We start from the raw sequence: 15,583 nt of genomic DNA on the forward strand, positions 1-15,583 counted from the left end.
CAAATGGCCTTGGGGCGGCATTATTCAATTGGACATTGATATTGAGCATTGCGATTTTACGATTCTATTTGCGGCCCCGACTGGCGGCTGGCCGGCAATTGAGGACGATTATACACGGGGTGTTCCAAGAATGTCAAGGGCTGCGCAAATTTATTTTCGAGACAATAAAAAAGACGAAAACCACACGAATACAAACGGATGATCGGCAATCAACATCCGTACCGCAGCAATACCATTTCGACCTGCGGCCAGTACTCTTCGCCAAAGGTATTGAGGTGGAAGAGGAGCGGGTAAAGCTGGTGCAGCGGGCGGCGGAGCAGGTATTCTCCGGGCAGTGGGTATGCACTTTGGTAGGCTTCGATGAACCCAGGCGGGAAGCCGCCGAAGAGCTGGATGTAGGCCAGTTCGATCTCCCGGTCGCCGTAGTAGACGGCGGGGTCGATCACGATGGCCTCTTCGCCGCTTTGCAGGAAATTGCCGCTCCAGAGGTCGCCGTGCAGAAGGCAGGGCAGCGAACGGGAGTCGGCGAGGATCGTGTCGACTTGATCGACGAGGCGGCGCAGGCGCGCTTCGCGGTCGCCGGGCAGGCGGCCGAGGCGCAGGGCGATAGCAAGTTGGGGGAGCAAACGGCGCTCGCGGTAGAATTCCGGCCAGGTCATGCGCCAGGCGTTCGGCTGGGGAAGCGCGCCGATGTAGTTGTCGCGCTCCAGGCCGAAGAGGCCGTTTTCCGAGGTCGTCGTCTGGTGCTGCCGGGCGAGCGATTCGCCAAAGCGCCGTGCGAATTCGGCGATATCTCCGGGCAGAGGATCGATATACTCCATCACGAGGAATGAAGGAATAATAACAGACTCTTGTTCTCCATCAGGGAGCGGCAGGGGGCGCGACGCGGCGTCGGAGACGGCGAGGATTTTGGGAACGCGCAATGCGCCGGCGGCGCGCAGTCGCTCCAGACCATCGGCTTCCGAGGCGAAGAGGCCCGGAAGCGCGCCTTCGTTCCACTTGACAACCAGGGGGCCGAACGGCGTTTCGATGCGCGCAGCCTGGTTGATCATGCCGCCCGGCAGCGGAATCGCAGCCTGGGGCGCGGCGCCCAGAATCTGGGTCACGGCCTCATGCAGTACGGGAGGAAGCGTGTTCACAGGCCATGCTCCTCGCGGATGTGCGCCAGCAGACCGTCGGAGGCGGCCGTTACGAGCGCGTAGGTTTCCTCGAAGTTGCCCGTGTAGTAGGGATCGGGGACTTCGGTGACGCCCACCTGCGGCGCAAAACGGAGAAACGGGACGACCTCGGCGCGGCCCGGGCCGATCCGCTTCACGTCCGACAGATTCTGATCGTCCATCGTGACGATGTAATCGAACGTGTCGAGATCGCGGCGAGTGATCTGCCGCGCCCGGCCATTGTAACTCACGGCGTTCTTCGCCAGAATCCGCCGCGTGCCGGAGTGCGCCGGCTCCCCGGCGTGCCAGTCGCCAGTGCCGGCGCTGTCCGCCTCGATCTCGGCGCTTAACCCCGCCTCATGAATTTTATGCGCGAACACGGCCTCCGCCATCGGCGAACGGCAGATATTGCCCAGACAGACGAACAAAACACGGATCATAACCCATCGAACCTCACGAGAGTATTTTGATTATTTTCGATCAAAGATCAAGACAGCCAGGCGAATGAATTCGCGGCTAAAAGTACGGTCACCCGCCTTCGCGGGTTCAGAATTTTGCGCCGCAGGCGCTTCTCTAAATGCCGTAGGCTCCGAAGTCCCCGAAGGGGGACGGCCGTACTTGGAGGCGCGAATTCATTCGCCGGCCTTCTGACGCACTCGATTACGTCTTTAATCGCTTCTATTTTCGATCAAAGATCAGCAAGGACACAGCCTGGCGGGGCAGGTCGAAGCGCGTTTCCAGGCGGCCGCTGTCCACGGTGACGGACTGGGGATCGCGCAGCGGCGTGAGCTGACCTGCCTTTTCCAATTGCGCGTACTGCGCGGGGGTCGGCTCTTGCGGGGAGCCAAGGTCTTTCCAGACGGTGAAGGCGTTGCTGTGGCGCTCGTCGATACGGTAATGCGTCAGGGTGACGGCGCCGTCGCCCCAGGGCAGATCGCGCAGGCGCAGTTCGACGGAGGCGGGGGCGCCGGGAACGTCGTCGTCATGATAATGCCAGACGAGGACAGTAAGCCGGTCGCCGTCGCGCGCGGCGAGCGCGGAGATGTCCGGGGTGAGACGAACGCCGTGTTTACGGATCGCTTCCAAGCCCGCATCCGCCGAGCTTTCGACGGCCAGACGATCGCCGCTCATTTTGCTCATCATCCGGAAGACGCTCAGGACCGGGAGATCGATCCCATTGGTCGCAAGCTGGCGAAAGCCCGCGAAGTATGGGACGTCTTCGAAGGTGAACGCCCAGGTGACCGCGCCTTCCAGGTTCACGCCGTGCTTCGCAGCGAGGTCGTGCATCCGGGCGAAGGCGGCGGCCGTGTAGGAGGAGTAGAGCGTGCTGTTGCGGTAGCCCAGCTGCGGCCCCTGGCAGGCGGCGCAGCCGTCCGGATCCGCTTCGCCGATCACAATCGGCGTTCTCTTGTATTCGGGGAATGAGGCCACGACGGCGAATGCGCCGTCGATATCGTTAAACTCGTTGGACAGCCCCATGCGGACATGGCTGTCCGTGAAGCCGGGGTAGCCCTTGGCGTGGAAGGAGAGGAAGTCTAGCGGCGATCCAATCTTGCCAGTCGCGGAGTTCGTTCCGCGCGCGCAATGCTCCAAGAATTTATGCAGAAAATCCCCGCCGGCGCCGCCCGCCACTTCCGGGCCGCCGACACGCGCCGTCGGGAGCGCGCGGCGCACGCCGTCCACCGCAAAGTCGTAAAGCTTGCAGTATTCTTCAAAGGTCCCGCGCCAGTAGCCGATGTTCGGCTCGTTCCACACTTCCCAGTACCAACTCTCGACCTCGGCGCGGCCGTACTTCTCCACGCAGTGCTTCGTCCATTGATAGATCAGCTCGCCCCACTTGACATAGTCTTTGGGCGGATACGCCCAGCCGGTGTAGATCTCGTCGTACTTCGCGGCGGGCGTCCAGTGATGCCGGTACGGCACCGGGTGGGTCGACATTGCCTCCGGCATAAATCCGATCTGGACATAGGGCTTTACGCCGCGCTGGAGGCCGGTGTCGAAGATATGATCGACGATTGTCCAGTCATACACGGGGTTGCCGGCGGCGTCCTCGGTATAGGCGTTGGTCGATCCCCACTTCAGCGCCGGGGTCCCGTCGCCGGTCGTCAGCAGATTATGCGTGCGAAAGTAGACGTGCTTTGGCTTCAATGCCCCCAGTTCGCCGATCAGCTTCGCGCCGTTCTTCATCGTACTGTAATTGGGTTCGTCGGCGCCGAAGAACCGCCAGATCGGATGCAGATCGCCCAGCGAATGCGCGGCGTCGATGCGAATGGTGACGGGAAACGCGGCGGAGGGCGCATCGGGAGTCGCGGCGGCTTCCGCGCCGAACACAGAAGCGGCAAGACACATTCCGAACATTTGGATGACCTCACGACGGGAAATGGTTTGGGGGAACGACATGGTGCGGCAACCTCAGCGTGCGCCTTCGGCGAAAGCGACTAGCGCGGGTATTATACCAGGCCCAGGCAGATCATGTTTCACGATCCTGAGGGAACATCATGGCAATTGCATCTATATCTAACATATTTAACTCCAGCGAATTCGGAGCCGGCGGTTATCGTTTGCGTCAGAAGGCCGGCGAATTCATTCGCCGGCCTTACTACCGAATCCGCCGGCGGTTTTTCATGTCGATTGCCTCATGAAATCGGCAAAATGCATCCATCGCCAGCAGAGCCTAAGGTTTTGCGGCAATCGGGCGCGGTCCGTAGAACTCGATCTCGCTGATCATACACTGGGTTCCGTCCTTGCCCAGAAAACGCAGGAATTGGTAGGGCTTCGCGCCGTGCAGGGTCACATCGTTCCAGCCGAGATGGGGACGCTTTTTGACCGTATAAAGCGTCTCATAGGCGCTGTCCGTCCCCACATTCGATCCCTGGAACTGGCCGCCGACCAGATCGCTTTCGGAGTAAGGCTTGGGATAGAAACGAATCCGGGTGATGGCGGAAGGCTGGCCGGGCGGCAGGGCGATCCCGACGCTGTTGGCGGCGGCGGGGTCGTCGACGAGGCATGTGCCGACATCGCCGTCGAAGGCGTTGGCGGCCAGCAGCCACGGCGGTTCGCTCGGATTGCCGTGGCTGAAGACCGCTCCCGTCAGAAGCATTTCGCCGGGATCGATCTTGGGCGCCGCCCCCTCCACCGTGATCGTCTTCTGCATGAGATTGTTTCCGGGATCGCTCTCGGTGATGCGCCCCGTGTCGTTGACATACGCCTCCAGCGGATAAGCGCCCTCCATCGGACGCCAGGGGTAGCCGTGCGTCCCGCCGTTGGTGCGCAGGGTCACGCTCTGGCCGGGCGCCAGGGAATGGCTGTCGGTGTTGGAATAGAGAACGACGCTGTCGCAGTAAGTCACGAAGAAGCCGACGCCGATGATCTTGCCCTCGGGCGTGGGAGCGTCGCCGCGATTGCGAACCGTCACCTCGGCGGACACCGGTTCGCCGGCCCTGGGATGCTCGGGCATCCAGTGGAAATCGGTCACCACGAGGTCGGGGCCATGCCCAGCGAGAAACGTCGAGCTGCTCGCGTCGGAAACGACGATAGATCGGGAGAACGTGTTGTTGACGAAATCCGTTTCCGGAAACCGATGGGAATCGTTAACCGTCGCCCACACTCCATCCGGGTGCTCGCCGCCGGTCGCCAGCCATGTCGCCTTGCCGTCCGCCCCGCCGTTGGAGGTCAGAACCACCGACTGCCCCGGCGCAATAGAGTGCGAGAAAGTATCCGACCAGTTGACGGGGTTGTTGTGGTCGACGCCGAAACCGACGCCGCAGACCACGCCCTCTGGAGTAGCGACAGCGCCCACGTTCTTGACGGTTACACGGAAGGTGACGGGATCGCCGACTTTCGGCTGCTCCGGGGACCAGGACAAGTCCGTGATCACCAGATCGGGCAGCAGCGCCTCCGATTCGCGTGTGTGGGCCCATATCGCCGAAGCAGAAAGCAGGGAAACGGACGCCAGCAGGAGAGTACGAAATCGCATCATTTGCCTCCAATGCCATATATTCAGTACATGCGACCTCTTTTCGACGCAAAGCGTAACAACTCCTGTATTACGTAGTATATTGCGCAGAATATATTTTATTGCTTCCTATACTACGTAATATTAGTTCAAAAGCGACGAATCAGCACTGAGTTCGAGCGCCTGGAAGCTGGGAAGCAGGCGCCGCCGGGGAACGCGGGGCGAGTGTGTAGTGGTACAATAGAGTGTGCACTCTCAGCGCGGCGCGGCGGCTTTTGGGGAGCGCCGGAACGAAACCCATGAAACGACTAAATTTCACGTTTGACGATGAGACATCCGAGCTGCTGGATCAGATCTCGGAAGCCTACTATCACGGCAACAAATCGCTCACGGTGCGGGCGGCTCTAGAGTCGCTGGCGACCCACCTCGGGCACGCCGGCTGGGTGATCTCCGGATACGCGCCGCTGCTGCTGGATCATCAGGAAAACTGCCATTCCTGCGGCAAAACTTACCCCGAAGGCGATATCCTTTACCGTCCGGTGTTCAAGCGCGGACACGCGCCGGGCGCGCTCGAAAATATCCCAAAAGAAGACTGGCTCGACTGCCCCACATGCGTCGAACAGCGGCCCTCGTAATGAGCATTTCCCTCACAGGCAGGCGCCCGAAGGGCGTTCTTTTCGATCTGGACAACACGCTCTACGACCGCGAGGCGGCGTTCGACCGCTGGCTGATCTGGTTTCTGGACGAGGTTCTGAAGCTGGAGGGCTTGGAGGAGCGCGCGGCCCTGACAGCGGAGGTCGCCGCGATGGACGCGCGCGGCTACGGCTCGAAGCGGGCGATCTTTCAGCGGCTGCGCCAGCGCTATCCCGCGCCGCCCGGCATGCCGGCGCCCTCGGTCGAGATATTTTACGACCAATTCTTCACGCAGATGCGGGTGGAGCCCGAGACACGAGCGCTGCTGGCCGCTCTGCGCGACGCCGATATCCCCTACGGCATCGTCACCAACGGCTCCCGAATCCAGGCGCGCAAGATCACGGAGATGGGATTCGATAAAGGAACGGACTGCGTCTTCGTGTCCGGCCTCGTGGGATGGGACAAGCCGGCCGGCGCGATCTTCGAGATGGCGGCGCGTAAGCTGGACCTCCCGCCTTCGGAGATCCTCTTCGTGGGCGATCACCCGCACAACGATATCTGGGGAGCGCGCGAAGCGGGAATGCGGACGGCGTGGCTGCATCGCGGCCAAACCTGGCCCGCCGAGACGTGCGGCGCCCCGCCGGAGATCGTTTTGGACCGCGTGGAAGATCTCATTCCCCTATTCGCCTAATCCGTAGGTTAGGCTTTGTTCGGCAATTTTCACTGGGCGCCATGTCGGCGGCTTTGCGCCCGATAACACGATGCTGGCGTTGGAACCAACAAAAGCCTATCCCTCGGATCAGTACCACAGCCCCAGCGTTTTCCCATCGGCCTTGGCGCCGTAGTAATAATGCCCGTGGAAGCTTTTGGTTTCCGCGTCGTAAGCGCCGTCGAAGATCAAGGGAAGATTGGGATAGTACCGGGCGTCCTTTGATGTCGCCCGCAAGTGGATCACGCCCGCCGCCGTGACGTTTCCCGTCGCGGTGTAGTGTCCGACAAAGAAATCACAGGGCTGGTCCGGCCCCGCGCCCGCTCCTGGGCGGCGGACCTGCTGATCCATCTCCCCCGTCGCCGTCACCGCGCCCGATTTGTCGATCTTCAGCGTCCAGGTTCCGATCTCACTGACGATCAGGTCGGTCTTCGCGCAGTAGACCGGACGGCTTCCCGCCCACGGCGAATCCGCCGCCCGCGCCGGCGGCGCTGCTGCGAGCCAGAAGCACAAAAATACGGCCGGCGCGAAAACCGCCGGGCCGATCTGGAGCCGGAGCAATGGAACACGATAATGCATGCATTCCCCCAGCCGGGCTGCCGACGGCGTCTCGGAGACGCCGCGGGCGGAGCCCGGCCGATCAAGCGTAAGTGCTTGTGGCTTGCTGCAATAATCGTACCATACCAAGCGGCTTCCGCAAAACAGGTATTTCCCGCAGGTCAGCGAGCGACGGTCAAATACTGCACGCTGAATAGTTCATTCGGATCCGTCCAGAAGTTCTGGATTTCAAATCCGGCGGACCGAGCGAGCTCCGCGAACTCCTCACGGCTGTATTTGTACGAGCACTCCGTATGGATCGTCTCGCCGGCCGCGAACGTCACGGCGCTTTCGCAGATCGCGACCGTCTGGTCCTTTTGGCTGACCAGATGCATCTCGATCCGCCCCAGCTCCTCGTTGTAGAAGGCGTGGTGCGCGAAATCGTCCAGCACGAACGCCCCGCGCAGTTCTTGATTGATTCGGTCCAGTACGTTCAAGTTGAACGCGGCGGTGACTCCCTTGGCGTCGTTGTAGGCGGCGTGCAGCACGGCGGGATCTTTTTTGAGATCGACGCCGATCAGCAGCCCTCCGCCCTCGCCGCAAAGCTGGGCGATCTGCGTGAGGAAGAACTGGGCCTGACGCGGGTGGAAGTTGCCGATCGTGGAGCCGGGGAAATACGCGACGGTGCGCGAAACCGGGCCCGACGGCTCCGGAAGCGTAAAGGACGCTGTATAGTCGGCGCAGACGGGCAGAATCTCCAGCCTGGGATACCGGCGGCGCAGTCCTTCGGCGGTCTTCTGAAGGTGGACTCGGGAGATATCGACCGGGACGTAGGCGGCCAGGTGGGGAGCGCTGTCCAGCAAAATTCGGGTCTTGGTGCTGCTGCCGCTGCCGTACTCCACCAGGCGGCAATCGGGACCGAGCAGCGCGGCCATCTCGGCGGCGCAGCGCTCCATGATCGCGGCTTCCGTGCGGGTGGGATAGTATTCGTCCAGCTCGCAAATCTCATCGAAGAGCTGCGAGCCGCGCTCATCATAAAAATACTTGCAAGGAAGAGTCTTCACGGGCATGGTCAGTCCCGCAATGACCTCGGCGTAAAAGTCGGCGACTTCCGAGTCGCCAGCGTGCGCGGCGGCGCGCGTCCTCTCTAAGAGCGGCATGTGTCGTCCTTTGCTAGTCGGATCCCCATCAACTGCCATCGGGCGTCGGGAGAGAAGAAGTTGCGGTACGTGGACCGGATATGCGTTTGCGAAGTGGCGCAGGAGCCGCCGCGCAGAACGTACTGGCTGGACATAAACTTGCCGTTATATTCGCCCAGCGCGCCCGGCGCCGCGCGATAGCCGGGGTACGGCGTGTAGGGACTTTGCGTCCACTCCCACACATCGCCGAACATCTGGCGCAGGCCCGGCGCGTCGCCGGTCAGCGGGACGGGGTGGAAGCTCTCGCTTTCGACGAAGTTGCCGTCCCTGGAAACGGTCCGTGAGGCGACCTCCCACTCGGCTTCCGTCGCGAGACGCGCGCCGGCCCAGGCGGCGTAGGCTTCGGCCTCGAAGAAGCTGACGTGGCAGACCGGCTCCGAGGGGTCCACCGGACGCGGGCCGGACAGCGTCATCTGCACCCAGCTTCCGTCGCCCGCGCGCTCCCAGTAGAGCGGCGCCTCCCAGCCGCGCGCCTGCACGATGCCCCAGCCTTCGGCGAGCCAGAACTCGGGGCGTCGGTAGCCGCCGTCCTCCATAAACGCCAGATACTCCCCAGCGGTCGTCAGGCGCGACGCCAATTGGAAGGGCTGTAAAAACGTCTGATGGCGCGGGCCTTCGTTGTCGTAGGAAAAGCCTTCGCCGTCGTGGCCGATCCAATCTAAACCGCCCTCGAACGCGACCCAATGTAACGCGGGGACGGTCGGCGAAGGCGGGGTCTCGCGCGAACGGTAGACCGGCAGCAGCGGATTTTCAGAAAACATGTGCTTGAGGTCGGTCACCATCAGCTCCTGGTGCTGCTGCTCGTGATGCAGACCGATCTCGATGACACTTGCCATCGACGCCATCTGCTCCGGCGAAGCGCCGGCGAAGAAGGCGCGCATCGCCTCGTCCACATGGGCGCGGTAGGTGTAGGTCTCATCGACCGTCGGCCGCGAGATCAGGCCGCGCTTGGCCCGGCAGTGCCGGTCGCCGACGCTGTTGTAATAGGAGTTGAAGAGGAAGTCGTACTGCGCGTGCGGGGATCGATAGTCGGGATCGACGGCTTTGAGGACAAAGGTCTCAAAGAACCAGCTTGTGTGCGCCAGATGCCACTTGGCCGGACTGCAATCCGGCATGGATTGGATGGCGTAATCTTCCGTGACCAGCGGCGCGCAGATCTTTTCCGTGAAGGCGCGTACGGTTTCGTATTGGCCGGCGAGCGCGGCGCACGGCCGTTCCAGGGTGGCGGCGAGGGAAGACGACATACAGGTTGACCTTTCTATCGTAGTGCGTATCGCATGTCAGCAATTCATATCGCAATTAATCGAGCGTAAGAAAGAGGTTATTCAGCGATTCCAATAACGTCGGGTGCGCGAAAACGCCGTCGCGCAGCGCCGTGTAGGGCAATTTTCCCATCATGGCGATTTGCAGCGCGCCCATGACCTCGCCGCCATCCAATCCCAGGATCGCGGCGCCGAGGATCTGGCCGCTGTCCGTATCGACCAGCGCCTTCATAAAGCCCCGGCTCTCATCGGTCTCCAAAGCCCGCGCCACGCTGGACATCGGCAGCTTCGCGACTCTGTAACTTCGGCCCTGCGCCTTCGCTTCGGTCTCGGACAGGCCTACACGGCCCAACTGCGGGTCGATAAACATCGTGTACGGCGTCGGCCGGTCTTGTACCGAGCGGCTCCCGCCGTCGAGTAAGTTCGCCTTTAAGATCCGAAAATCGTCGTAAGAGATATGGGTGAACGCCGGGCCGCCTTTGGCGTCGCCCATAGCGTAGACACCGGAAACGCTGGTTTCGAGCCGGTCGTTCACAATAATATTTCCCTGCGGATCCAGCGCGACCCCGGCGGCTTCGGCGCCCAGCCGATCCGTGTTGGGCCTGCGCCCGGTCGCAACCAGCAGATGCGATCCGGACAGGATGCGCTCCGCGCCATCGACCGTCACGGTCAGCCGCACGCCGTCCGCGCCGCCTTCGACATGCTGCGCCGCCGCGTTCAGCAGCACTTCGATTCCATCCTCGCGGACAATCTTCAGCACCTCATCCGTCACGTCTTTGTCTTCGCGCCCCAGCAGATGACCGGACCGCTGCGCGATCGTCACCTGGCTGCCAAAGCGACGGAACATCTGTGCGAATTCGAGCGCAATGTACCCTCCGCCTAAGACTAGTAAATGCTCGGGAACGGAATTCAGTTCCATGATTGAGGTGGAATCTAAAAAAGGAATTTCGCGCAGTCCCGGCAGGTCCGGCGGCGCGGGCCGCGCGCCCACATTGAGCACCACGACGCCGCCCGTCAGGAGCCGCTCCCCGCCCTCGCGCAGCGCCACGGCGATCTCCTTCGGCCCGGTAAATCGCGCCTCGCCGTAGATCAGGTCGAGCCCCTGCTGCGCCGCGAGCTTATGCTCCGATCCGCCGCGAAAGTCCTTCACGATCGCCCGCTTGCGCTCGCGGACCACCGACAGATCCACCGACACCGGCCCCGCGCCGACCCCATAATCGGCGGCGCGGCGGGCCAGATACGCCACGCGAGCGCTCGCCACCATCGTCTTGGTCGGAGTGCATCCGACATTGACGCACGTGCCTCCCACCTGATCCCGCTCCACCAGCGCGACCGTTTTGCCCGCCGCCGCGAACGCCCGCGCCAGCGGGTCGCCCGATTGCCCCGCGCCGATCACCACCAGATCGTAATTCTGAGTTTCCGCCATAACCCCTCGTTTCCCGTTCCTTCAGAGTCCCCGACAACACTTTCACGGGGCGGCGAGCCTGCTGTCACCCGCTGGTCTGGGCAACAATTATTGAGGATACAAAGTTCGGTTATTTTTCCGGGGAAGCGGCGCCGCCGTCTCCCCTCCCGTGATACCCAGAATCCGGACGTCCTCTCATAGGATCTCAATTCCCTCCAGACGCATTTTATGGCGGCGCCCCCCTAATCGGGGAACTCGTCGCCGAACATCGGCGCGCCGCTCTTGGAATCGGATCGGCTCACTTCATCTTCGATCACATCCCAGTGCTCGGCCAGCACGCCATCGGCGACGCGGACGATATCCGCCGCGATCCAGTTCTTCGGCTGCCCAAACCCGGAGAACCGCCCGTGCAAAATCACGAAATCGCCATCGGCCACAACCCGCTGCGCCTCGTACTTCAGCGTCGCCGGGATGCTTTCGATCAGATGGAACAGCCCCTCGCGGCCCGGCTCGATGTGGGCGCTGTGCTGGATATAGCTGGGCGACCAGAAGCGCTCGGCCGCCGCGTAATCCCGTTTGTTGAACAGCGTATCGAACGCTTCCAAAACAAGCGCCTTATTGCGCGCTTCTTTCGAGGACGCCTGCTCCGCGATGGCGTCCACGCGGTCGGGATAAAAGGCGACGTGGTCTTTGATCTGGGCAACGGCGTCGTAAGGCGTCTCATATGTCCAGACGGCGTTCACGCCGCGCTCCCCGCCCACGGTGATGCTGTAGTAAGAGCAGTCGCCCTTATAAGGGCAATAAGTGGCGTGATCCGTCCGCGCGAGCAGCGACGCGTCGACATCTGCGAGGGGAATATACTGGACCGCCGGATAGTTGGCCTCCTGAAGCGTCAGCGCGTTCCGCGTGTCGGCGATCACACGTCCCGCGACGCTGACGACGATTCGCGCCGGGTTCGGCCTCACCGTGATGGGATGATCGGGACTGGGGATTTTGATTTGCTTGTCTGTCATGTCTTGTGTCTCCTGGCCGGGATCTTCGCCAAGGGCGGCGAAGATCCCGATCGCGTTTGCCGTTTAGGCGTTTGTGCCGCCGTCCACGTTCAGCGAGGCGCCGGTGATATAACTGGCGGCGGGACTGGCGACGAACGCCACCAGGGTCGCCACTTCATCCACTTTGCCGAATCGCTTCAGCGCGGTGTTGTCGGACTGGATATCCGGGCCGCCGCTGGGGGCGGGATTCAGATCGGTGTCGATCGGTCCGGGCTGAACATCGTTCACGGTAACGCCGCGCGGCCCCAGTTCACGGGACAGCCCCTGGGTCAGCGAGCGAATCGCTCCCTTGGTGGCGGAATAGGCGGTCAAGCCGCCGATCCGCACATTTTCCCCCAAACAGCTGCCGATGTTGATGATCCGGCCGCCCTCTTTAAGATACTGGAGCGCCGTTTGAATCGCGACAAACGAACCGCGTACATTGATGGCGTACAGTTTGTCGAAATCGTCGGTGGTCGTCTCTTCAATACTTTTGAAGTAAGCGGTTCCGGCGTTGTTGACGAGAATATCGAGGCCGCCGAACTTCTCGGCGGTCTCGTGGACCGCCCTCGCCACCGCGGCGTTGTTGGCCGCGTCTGCCTGGAACGCCGCCGCTTTTCCGCCGGCGGCCTCCACCTGCTTCACCAGCGCCGCCGCCGGCTCAGCGCCCGTGGTGTAAGTGAATGCGACGGATGCGCCCGCCGCCGCCAGATGGCGCACGATCGCCGCGCCAATCCCGCGCGATCCGCCGGTGACCAATGCGACTTTTCCAGAAAGATTCTCAGACATAATTTTCCTCTTGATTTTCCTTGGACAGTGGTTGTGTTCGATAAGAAACGACGTCAAACAGCTAACACTCGTTTAATACGTACGTCCGTATTAAAGTTCCCGCAAAAAAATATTCAGCGAAGAATATTTGAAAACATAATCGTTTTGAAACGCTCCAGCGGCGCCTGGCTGCGCTCCGCCTTCGATTGCAGGATCGCGCCTTGCAGGGACGCGTAGAGGAAGGCCGCGATCTCATCACAGTCCGTCGCGGCGGGAATTTCGCCGGCCGTCACGGCCGCCTTCAGGCAATAGGCGACCGACTCCCGCAGCTCCTCAAAGATCTCCGCCAGCCGCAATCGAATCTTCTCGCTGCCGTCTCCCGCCTCGATGCTGAAGTTGCCGATCAGACAGCCGCTGCGCATATCGCCGTCCACAAGAAATTCGATCTGCGCGTCTACCCATTGGTGAAGACGCTCCAGCGGCGGCGTCAGATCGTTGCGGAGCGTTTCCCGAACATTCACGCAGACCATCGAATAATAGAGGTCCAGGACCTCCAAGCCAAACACTTCTTTCGACGAGAAGTGATTGGTGAACGACCCTTGCGGAACCCCGGCGGCGTGAACGATATCACGAACGCTCGCGCCGCAGAACCCATGGTCGAGGACGACTTTCAATCCTTCGGTAAGGATCTTTTCTCGATGCGACGGTTTAGGCATGTCTTAATATGGCCGTCCATATTGAGAATGTCAATGCCGCCGATCAAAAGATCGCAACAGTTGGGAGTAATTTCATGGTAATTTGAGAGAGTATAGCCATCATAATAGGAATGGCGCCCAGTTGACGATGCGCTAATGGAAAGTGATTCATGGACACTCTATCAACACACACCGCACCCGAGCCGCCGGCTTCTTTCGCCACAAGCGCCCCGCGCAACGTGGCCTTGCTGATTGGACTGAGTGTCATCCTGAGCGTGCTGATGGGCACATTCAGCGGCGAGAAGATCAGCTTTCTCTATAAAGATGTGCTGCATCTGTCGGCCAGCGATGTGGGAACGCTTGGGATTCTCACCGGTATCCCCGGCTATCTGCGCCCATTCATGGGCGCCGGCTCCGACCTGTTTCCGCTGCTCGGCTTCCACCGGCGCTCCTATTACGCCGTTTCCTGGCTGCTGTCGTCGCTGGGCTACTTCGGCCTTTCCCTGCTGCACACGCATCATTACGCCTCCGTCGTCACTCTCATCATTCTGACGGGCCTCGGCGGCAACCTCGCGTTCGTCATTATGGACGCGGTAATGGTGGCGATCGGCAACCTCTCCGGATCGGTCGGACGTTTTCAAACGATCCAGCAGGGGCTGCCGCTTGTGATGGGCCTCACCTTTACCGGGCAGCTTGGCGGCTATGTCACCCAGTACTGGTCGTACTCAACATGCTTCACCGCGTCCGCCCTGATCGCTCTGCTGGCGGTCCCGCTGACTCTGCTCATTCCCGAGCAGCGTGTCTCGTTCTCCCAGCACGCCCATGAATCGGAAGCTGAGCACCAGGCGCGTCTGGAAGCGCGGCGCGCGGAGCGGGCCGAAATCTCCGCCGCGCTCAAGGACGCCGCCCGTTCTCCCGGCCTCTGGGCGATCGTCGGTTTTGTCTTCTGCCTGATTATCACGCCCGGCGGCAACACCGCCCAGTTCTACTACAGCACCACCGTGCTTCACTTTTCCAAGCAGTTCCTCGGAAGCCTGGCGCGCCCCGGCGCGGCCGGCGCCGCCTTGGGCCTGCTGCTCTTCGGGTTTGCCTCCAAGCGCCTGCCGGTGCGATCGCTGGTCTGGGGCGCTTACTTCATGGACTGCTCGCTCTATCTCAGCTCCATGCTGCTGCGCGACCACGCCACCGCGATCATCGTCGCATTCCTCTCGGCGTTCCTGGGCATGATCTACAACCTCTGCCTGCTAACCCTCGCCGCCCGCGCCTGCCCGCCCAAGATCGAAGGCGCGATCTACGGCTTGGTGATCGCCGCCATCGGCCTCGCCGGAACCCTCGGCGAGAAGATGGGCGCCTCCATCTACGACTACTTCGGCCCCGCCACCGGCCACACCATCCCCCACGGCTGGTTCACCCTCCTCTGGTGCGGCCTCGCGATCACCGTCGCCACCGCGATCTTCATCCCCTTCCTCCCCGCCTGGGCCAAAAGCAGCGAACCGCTGCGCCCGCAGGCGGATGCGGCGGCGTAGCCGACACCACACAGAGCAGAGCGGGCGGTTCTGGTGCAAAATCTGAACCGCCCCAGATGCAACAGGCCTAGCCAAATTATTCTTTGGGACTAGCCCGATCATTTAACGCATACTTCAAATATAAGATTGCAGTGTTAAGATATTCCAGACTATCATTAAAAGCACCTATTCCTAAGTTGCACCGTTCGCACAATAGACCTCGAACTTTTCCAGTTTTGTGGCAATGATCAATATGTAGAAGCCTTTCTCCTTCAGGAATCCCACAAATAGCACATTTGTGATCTTGGGCTTTGTACATGAGTTCTAAAGCCGTTTTAGTCAATCCATATTTTTTCAAATTTCGGCCGCTGTAAGCATTCGGACATTTTTTGCAATCGTAACCGTATCCAGACTTGTATGATGTGTTGCGATAGAATTCAGTAATCGGTTTAATTTTCTTACATTTTGAGCATTGTCGCTCTTTGGGATCTAAATCAGCAACACGCCCCACTGGACGCATTTCTGTTCCGATCTTTCTAAGATACCGGGATACTGTCATAGCCGTTGTAGCACTCTGCCCAGCGATATCCCTTACGCTCAAGCCAGACAAATATTGCAATTGCCATAAAGACTTATCCATGTGTTAATTGTAGCATTTTCACCGATTCAATGTAACAGAGAAGAATAGAAACAATTTCCCCATCCCCTTGACTCAGAGCGCTCTAAC

At 61.0% G+C, this 15,583-nt stretch carries 15 protein-coding genes and 1 pseudogene; 3 read left to right on the top strand and 13 right to left on the bottom strand.

Going from position 1 to position 15,583, the window contains the following annotated elements; all coding sequences use genetic code 11:
- Positions 1-209: 209 nt before the first annotated feature.
- The 4 genes from D5261_RS06235 to D5261_RS06250 form a co-directional block, all read right to left on the bottom strand.
- Positions 210-1,139 carry a fructosamine kinase family protein gene (locus D5261_RS06235; RefSeq protein ID WP_119324397.1) on the bottom strand — a complete coding sequence of 310 codons (930 nt, stop codon included), beginning with the start codon at positions 1,137-1,139 and terminating at the stop codon, positions 210-212.
- The gene (locus D5261_RS06240; protein WP_119324396.1) at positions 1,136-1,597 is read right to left on the bottom strand and encodes a low molecular weight protein-tyrosine-phosphatase; all 462 of its coding nucleotides are present in this window, start codon (positions 1,595-1,597) and stop codon (positions 1,136-1,138) included. The genes D5261_RS06235 and D5261_RS06240 overlap by 4 nt, the downstream gene beginning before the upstream one ends.
- Positions 1,598-1,835: 238 nt before the next feature.
- Positions 1,836-3,557 (bottom strand): GH39 family glycosyl hydrolase, encoded by a 1,722-nt coding sequence (locus D5261_RS06245; RefSeq protein ID WP_218025745.1) that lies wholly within the window; start codon positions 3,555-3,557, stop codon positions 1,836-1,838.
- Positions 3,558-3,831: 274 nt separating this feature from the next.
- Positions 3,832-5,136, bottom strand: a complete 1,305-nt coding sequence (locus D5261_RS06250) for a CARDB domain-containing protein (protein WP_119324394.1) — start codon at positions 5,134-5,136, stop codon at positions 3,832-3,834.
- Positions 5,137-5,411: 275 nt separating this feature from the next.
- Here D5261_RS06250 and D5261_RS06255 point away from each other — a divergent pair, with 275 nt between their 5' ends.
- Positions 5,412-5,747, top strand: coding sequence for a hypothetical protein (locus tag D5261_RS06255; RefSeq protein ID WP_119324393.1), 336 nt, complete (start codon positions 5,412-5,414; stop codon positions 5,745-5,747).
- Positions 5,747-6,436 carry an HAD family hydrolase gene (locus D5261_RS06260; RefSeq protein ID WP_165864586.1) on the top strand — a complete coding sequence of 230 codons (690 nt, stop codon included), beginning with the start codon at positions 5,747-5,749 and terminating at the stop codon, positions 6,434-6,436. Before D5261_RS06255 ends, D5261_RS06260 begins: the two co-directional genes overlap by 1 nt.
- Positions 6,437-6,544: 108 nt before the next feature.
- Here the strand turns inward: D5261_RS06260 and D5261_RS06265 are convergent, their stop codons facing one another.
- The 8 genes and pseudogenes from D5261_RS06265 to D5261_RS06295 form a co-directional block, all read right to left on the bottom strand.
- The gene (locus D5261_RS06265) at positions 6,545-7,033 is read right to left on the bottom strand and encodes a hypothetical protein (RefSeq protein ID WP_119324391.1); all 489 of its coding nucleotides are present in this window, start codon (positions 7,031-7,033) and stop codon (positions 6,545-6,547) included.
- A gap of 140 nt (positions 7,034-7,173) precedes the next feature.
- Positions 7,174-8,151 carry an L-histidine N(alpha)-methyltransferase gene (gene egtD, locus D5261_RS06270; RefSeq protein WP_119324390.1) on the bottom strand — a complete coding sequence of 326 codons (978 nt, stop codon included), beginning with the start codon at positions 8,149-8,151 and terminating at the stop codon, positions 7,174-7,176.
- A complete protein-coding gene (gene egtB / locus D5261_RS06275) occupies positions 8,139-9,434 on the bottom strand; it encodes an ergothioneine biosynthesis protein EgtB (RefSeq protein ID WP_119324389.1) in 1,296 nt (431 codons plus the stop codon). Before egtB ends, egtD begins: the two co-directional genes overlap by 13 nt.
- Positions 9,435-9,489: 55 nt before the next feature.
- Positions 9,490-10,878: a mercuric reductase gene (locus tag D5261_RS06280; RefSeq protein WP_119324388.1), complete on the bottom strand. Its 1,389-nt coding sequence runs from the start codon at positions 10,876-10,878 to the stop codon at positions 9,490-9,492.
- A gap of 221 nt (positions 10,879-11,099) precedes the next feature.
- The gene (locus tag D5261_RS33370; protein ID WP_354673123.1) at positions 11,100-11,510 is read right to left on the bottom strand and encodes a nuclear transport factor 2 family protein; all 411 of its coding nucleotides are present in this window, start codon (positions 11,508-11,510) and stop codon (positions 11,100-11,102) included.
- Positions 11,502-11,870 (bottom strand): annotated as a pseudogene (locus tag D5261_RS33375) (DUF427 domain-containing protein); the annotation flags it as partial. The pseudogene D5261_RS33375 and the gene D5261_RS33370, both read right to left, overlap by 9 nt.
- A 63-nt stretch (positions 11,871-11,933) precedes the next feature.
- Positions 11,934-12,677, bottom strand: coding sequence for an SDR family NAD(P)-dependent oxidoreductase (locus D5261_RS06290; RefSeq protein ID WP_119324386.1), 744 nt, complete (start codon positions 12,675-12,677; stop codon positions 11,934-11,936).
- A 113-nt stretch (positions 12,678-12,790) separates the two neighbouring features.
- On the bottom strand, positions 12,791-13,372 hold the full coding sequence (locus D5261_RS06295) for a TetR/AcrR family transcriptional regulator (RefSeq protein WP_119324385.1): 582 nt from the start codon (positions 13,370-13,372) through the stop codon (positions 12,791-12,793).
- Between the two features lie 149 nt (positions 13,373-13,521).
- On the opposite strand from D5261_RS06295, the gene D5261_RS06300 reads away from it, so the two are divergent.
- A complete protein-coding gene (locus tag D5261_RS06300) occupies positions 13,522-14,877 on the top strand; it encodes an MFS transporter (protein WP_119324384.1) in 1,356 nt (451 codons plus the stop codon).
- A 76-nt stretch (positions 14,878-14,953) separates the two neighbouring features.
- Here D5261_RS06300 and D5261_RS06305 read toward each other — a convergent pair whose 3' ends face one another.
- Entirely contained in the window at positions 14,954-15,496 is a 543-nt protein-coding gene (locus tag D5261_RS06305; RefSeq protein ID WP_119324383.1) for an endonuclease VII domain-containing protein, read from the bottom strand.
- Positions 15,497-15,583: the final 87 nt, after the last annotated feature.

It is taken from the genome of Capsulimonas corticalis (genome assembly GCF_003574315.2).
GTDB classification, from domain to species: domain Bacteria; phylum Armatimonadota; class Armatimonadia; order Armatimonadales; family Capsulimonadaceae; genus Capsulimonas; species Capsulimonas corticalis.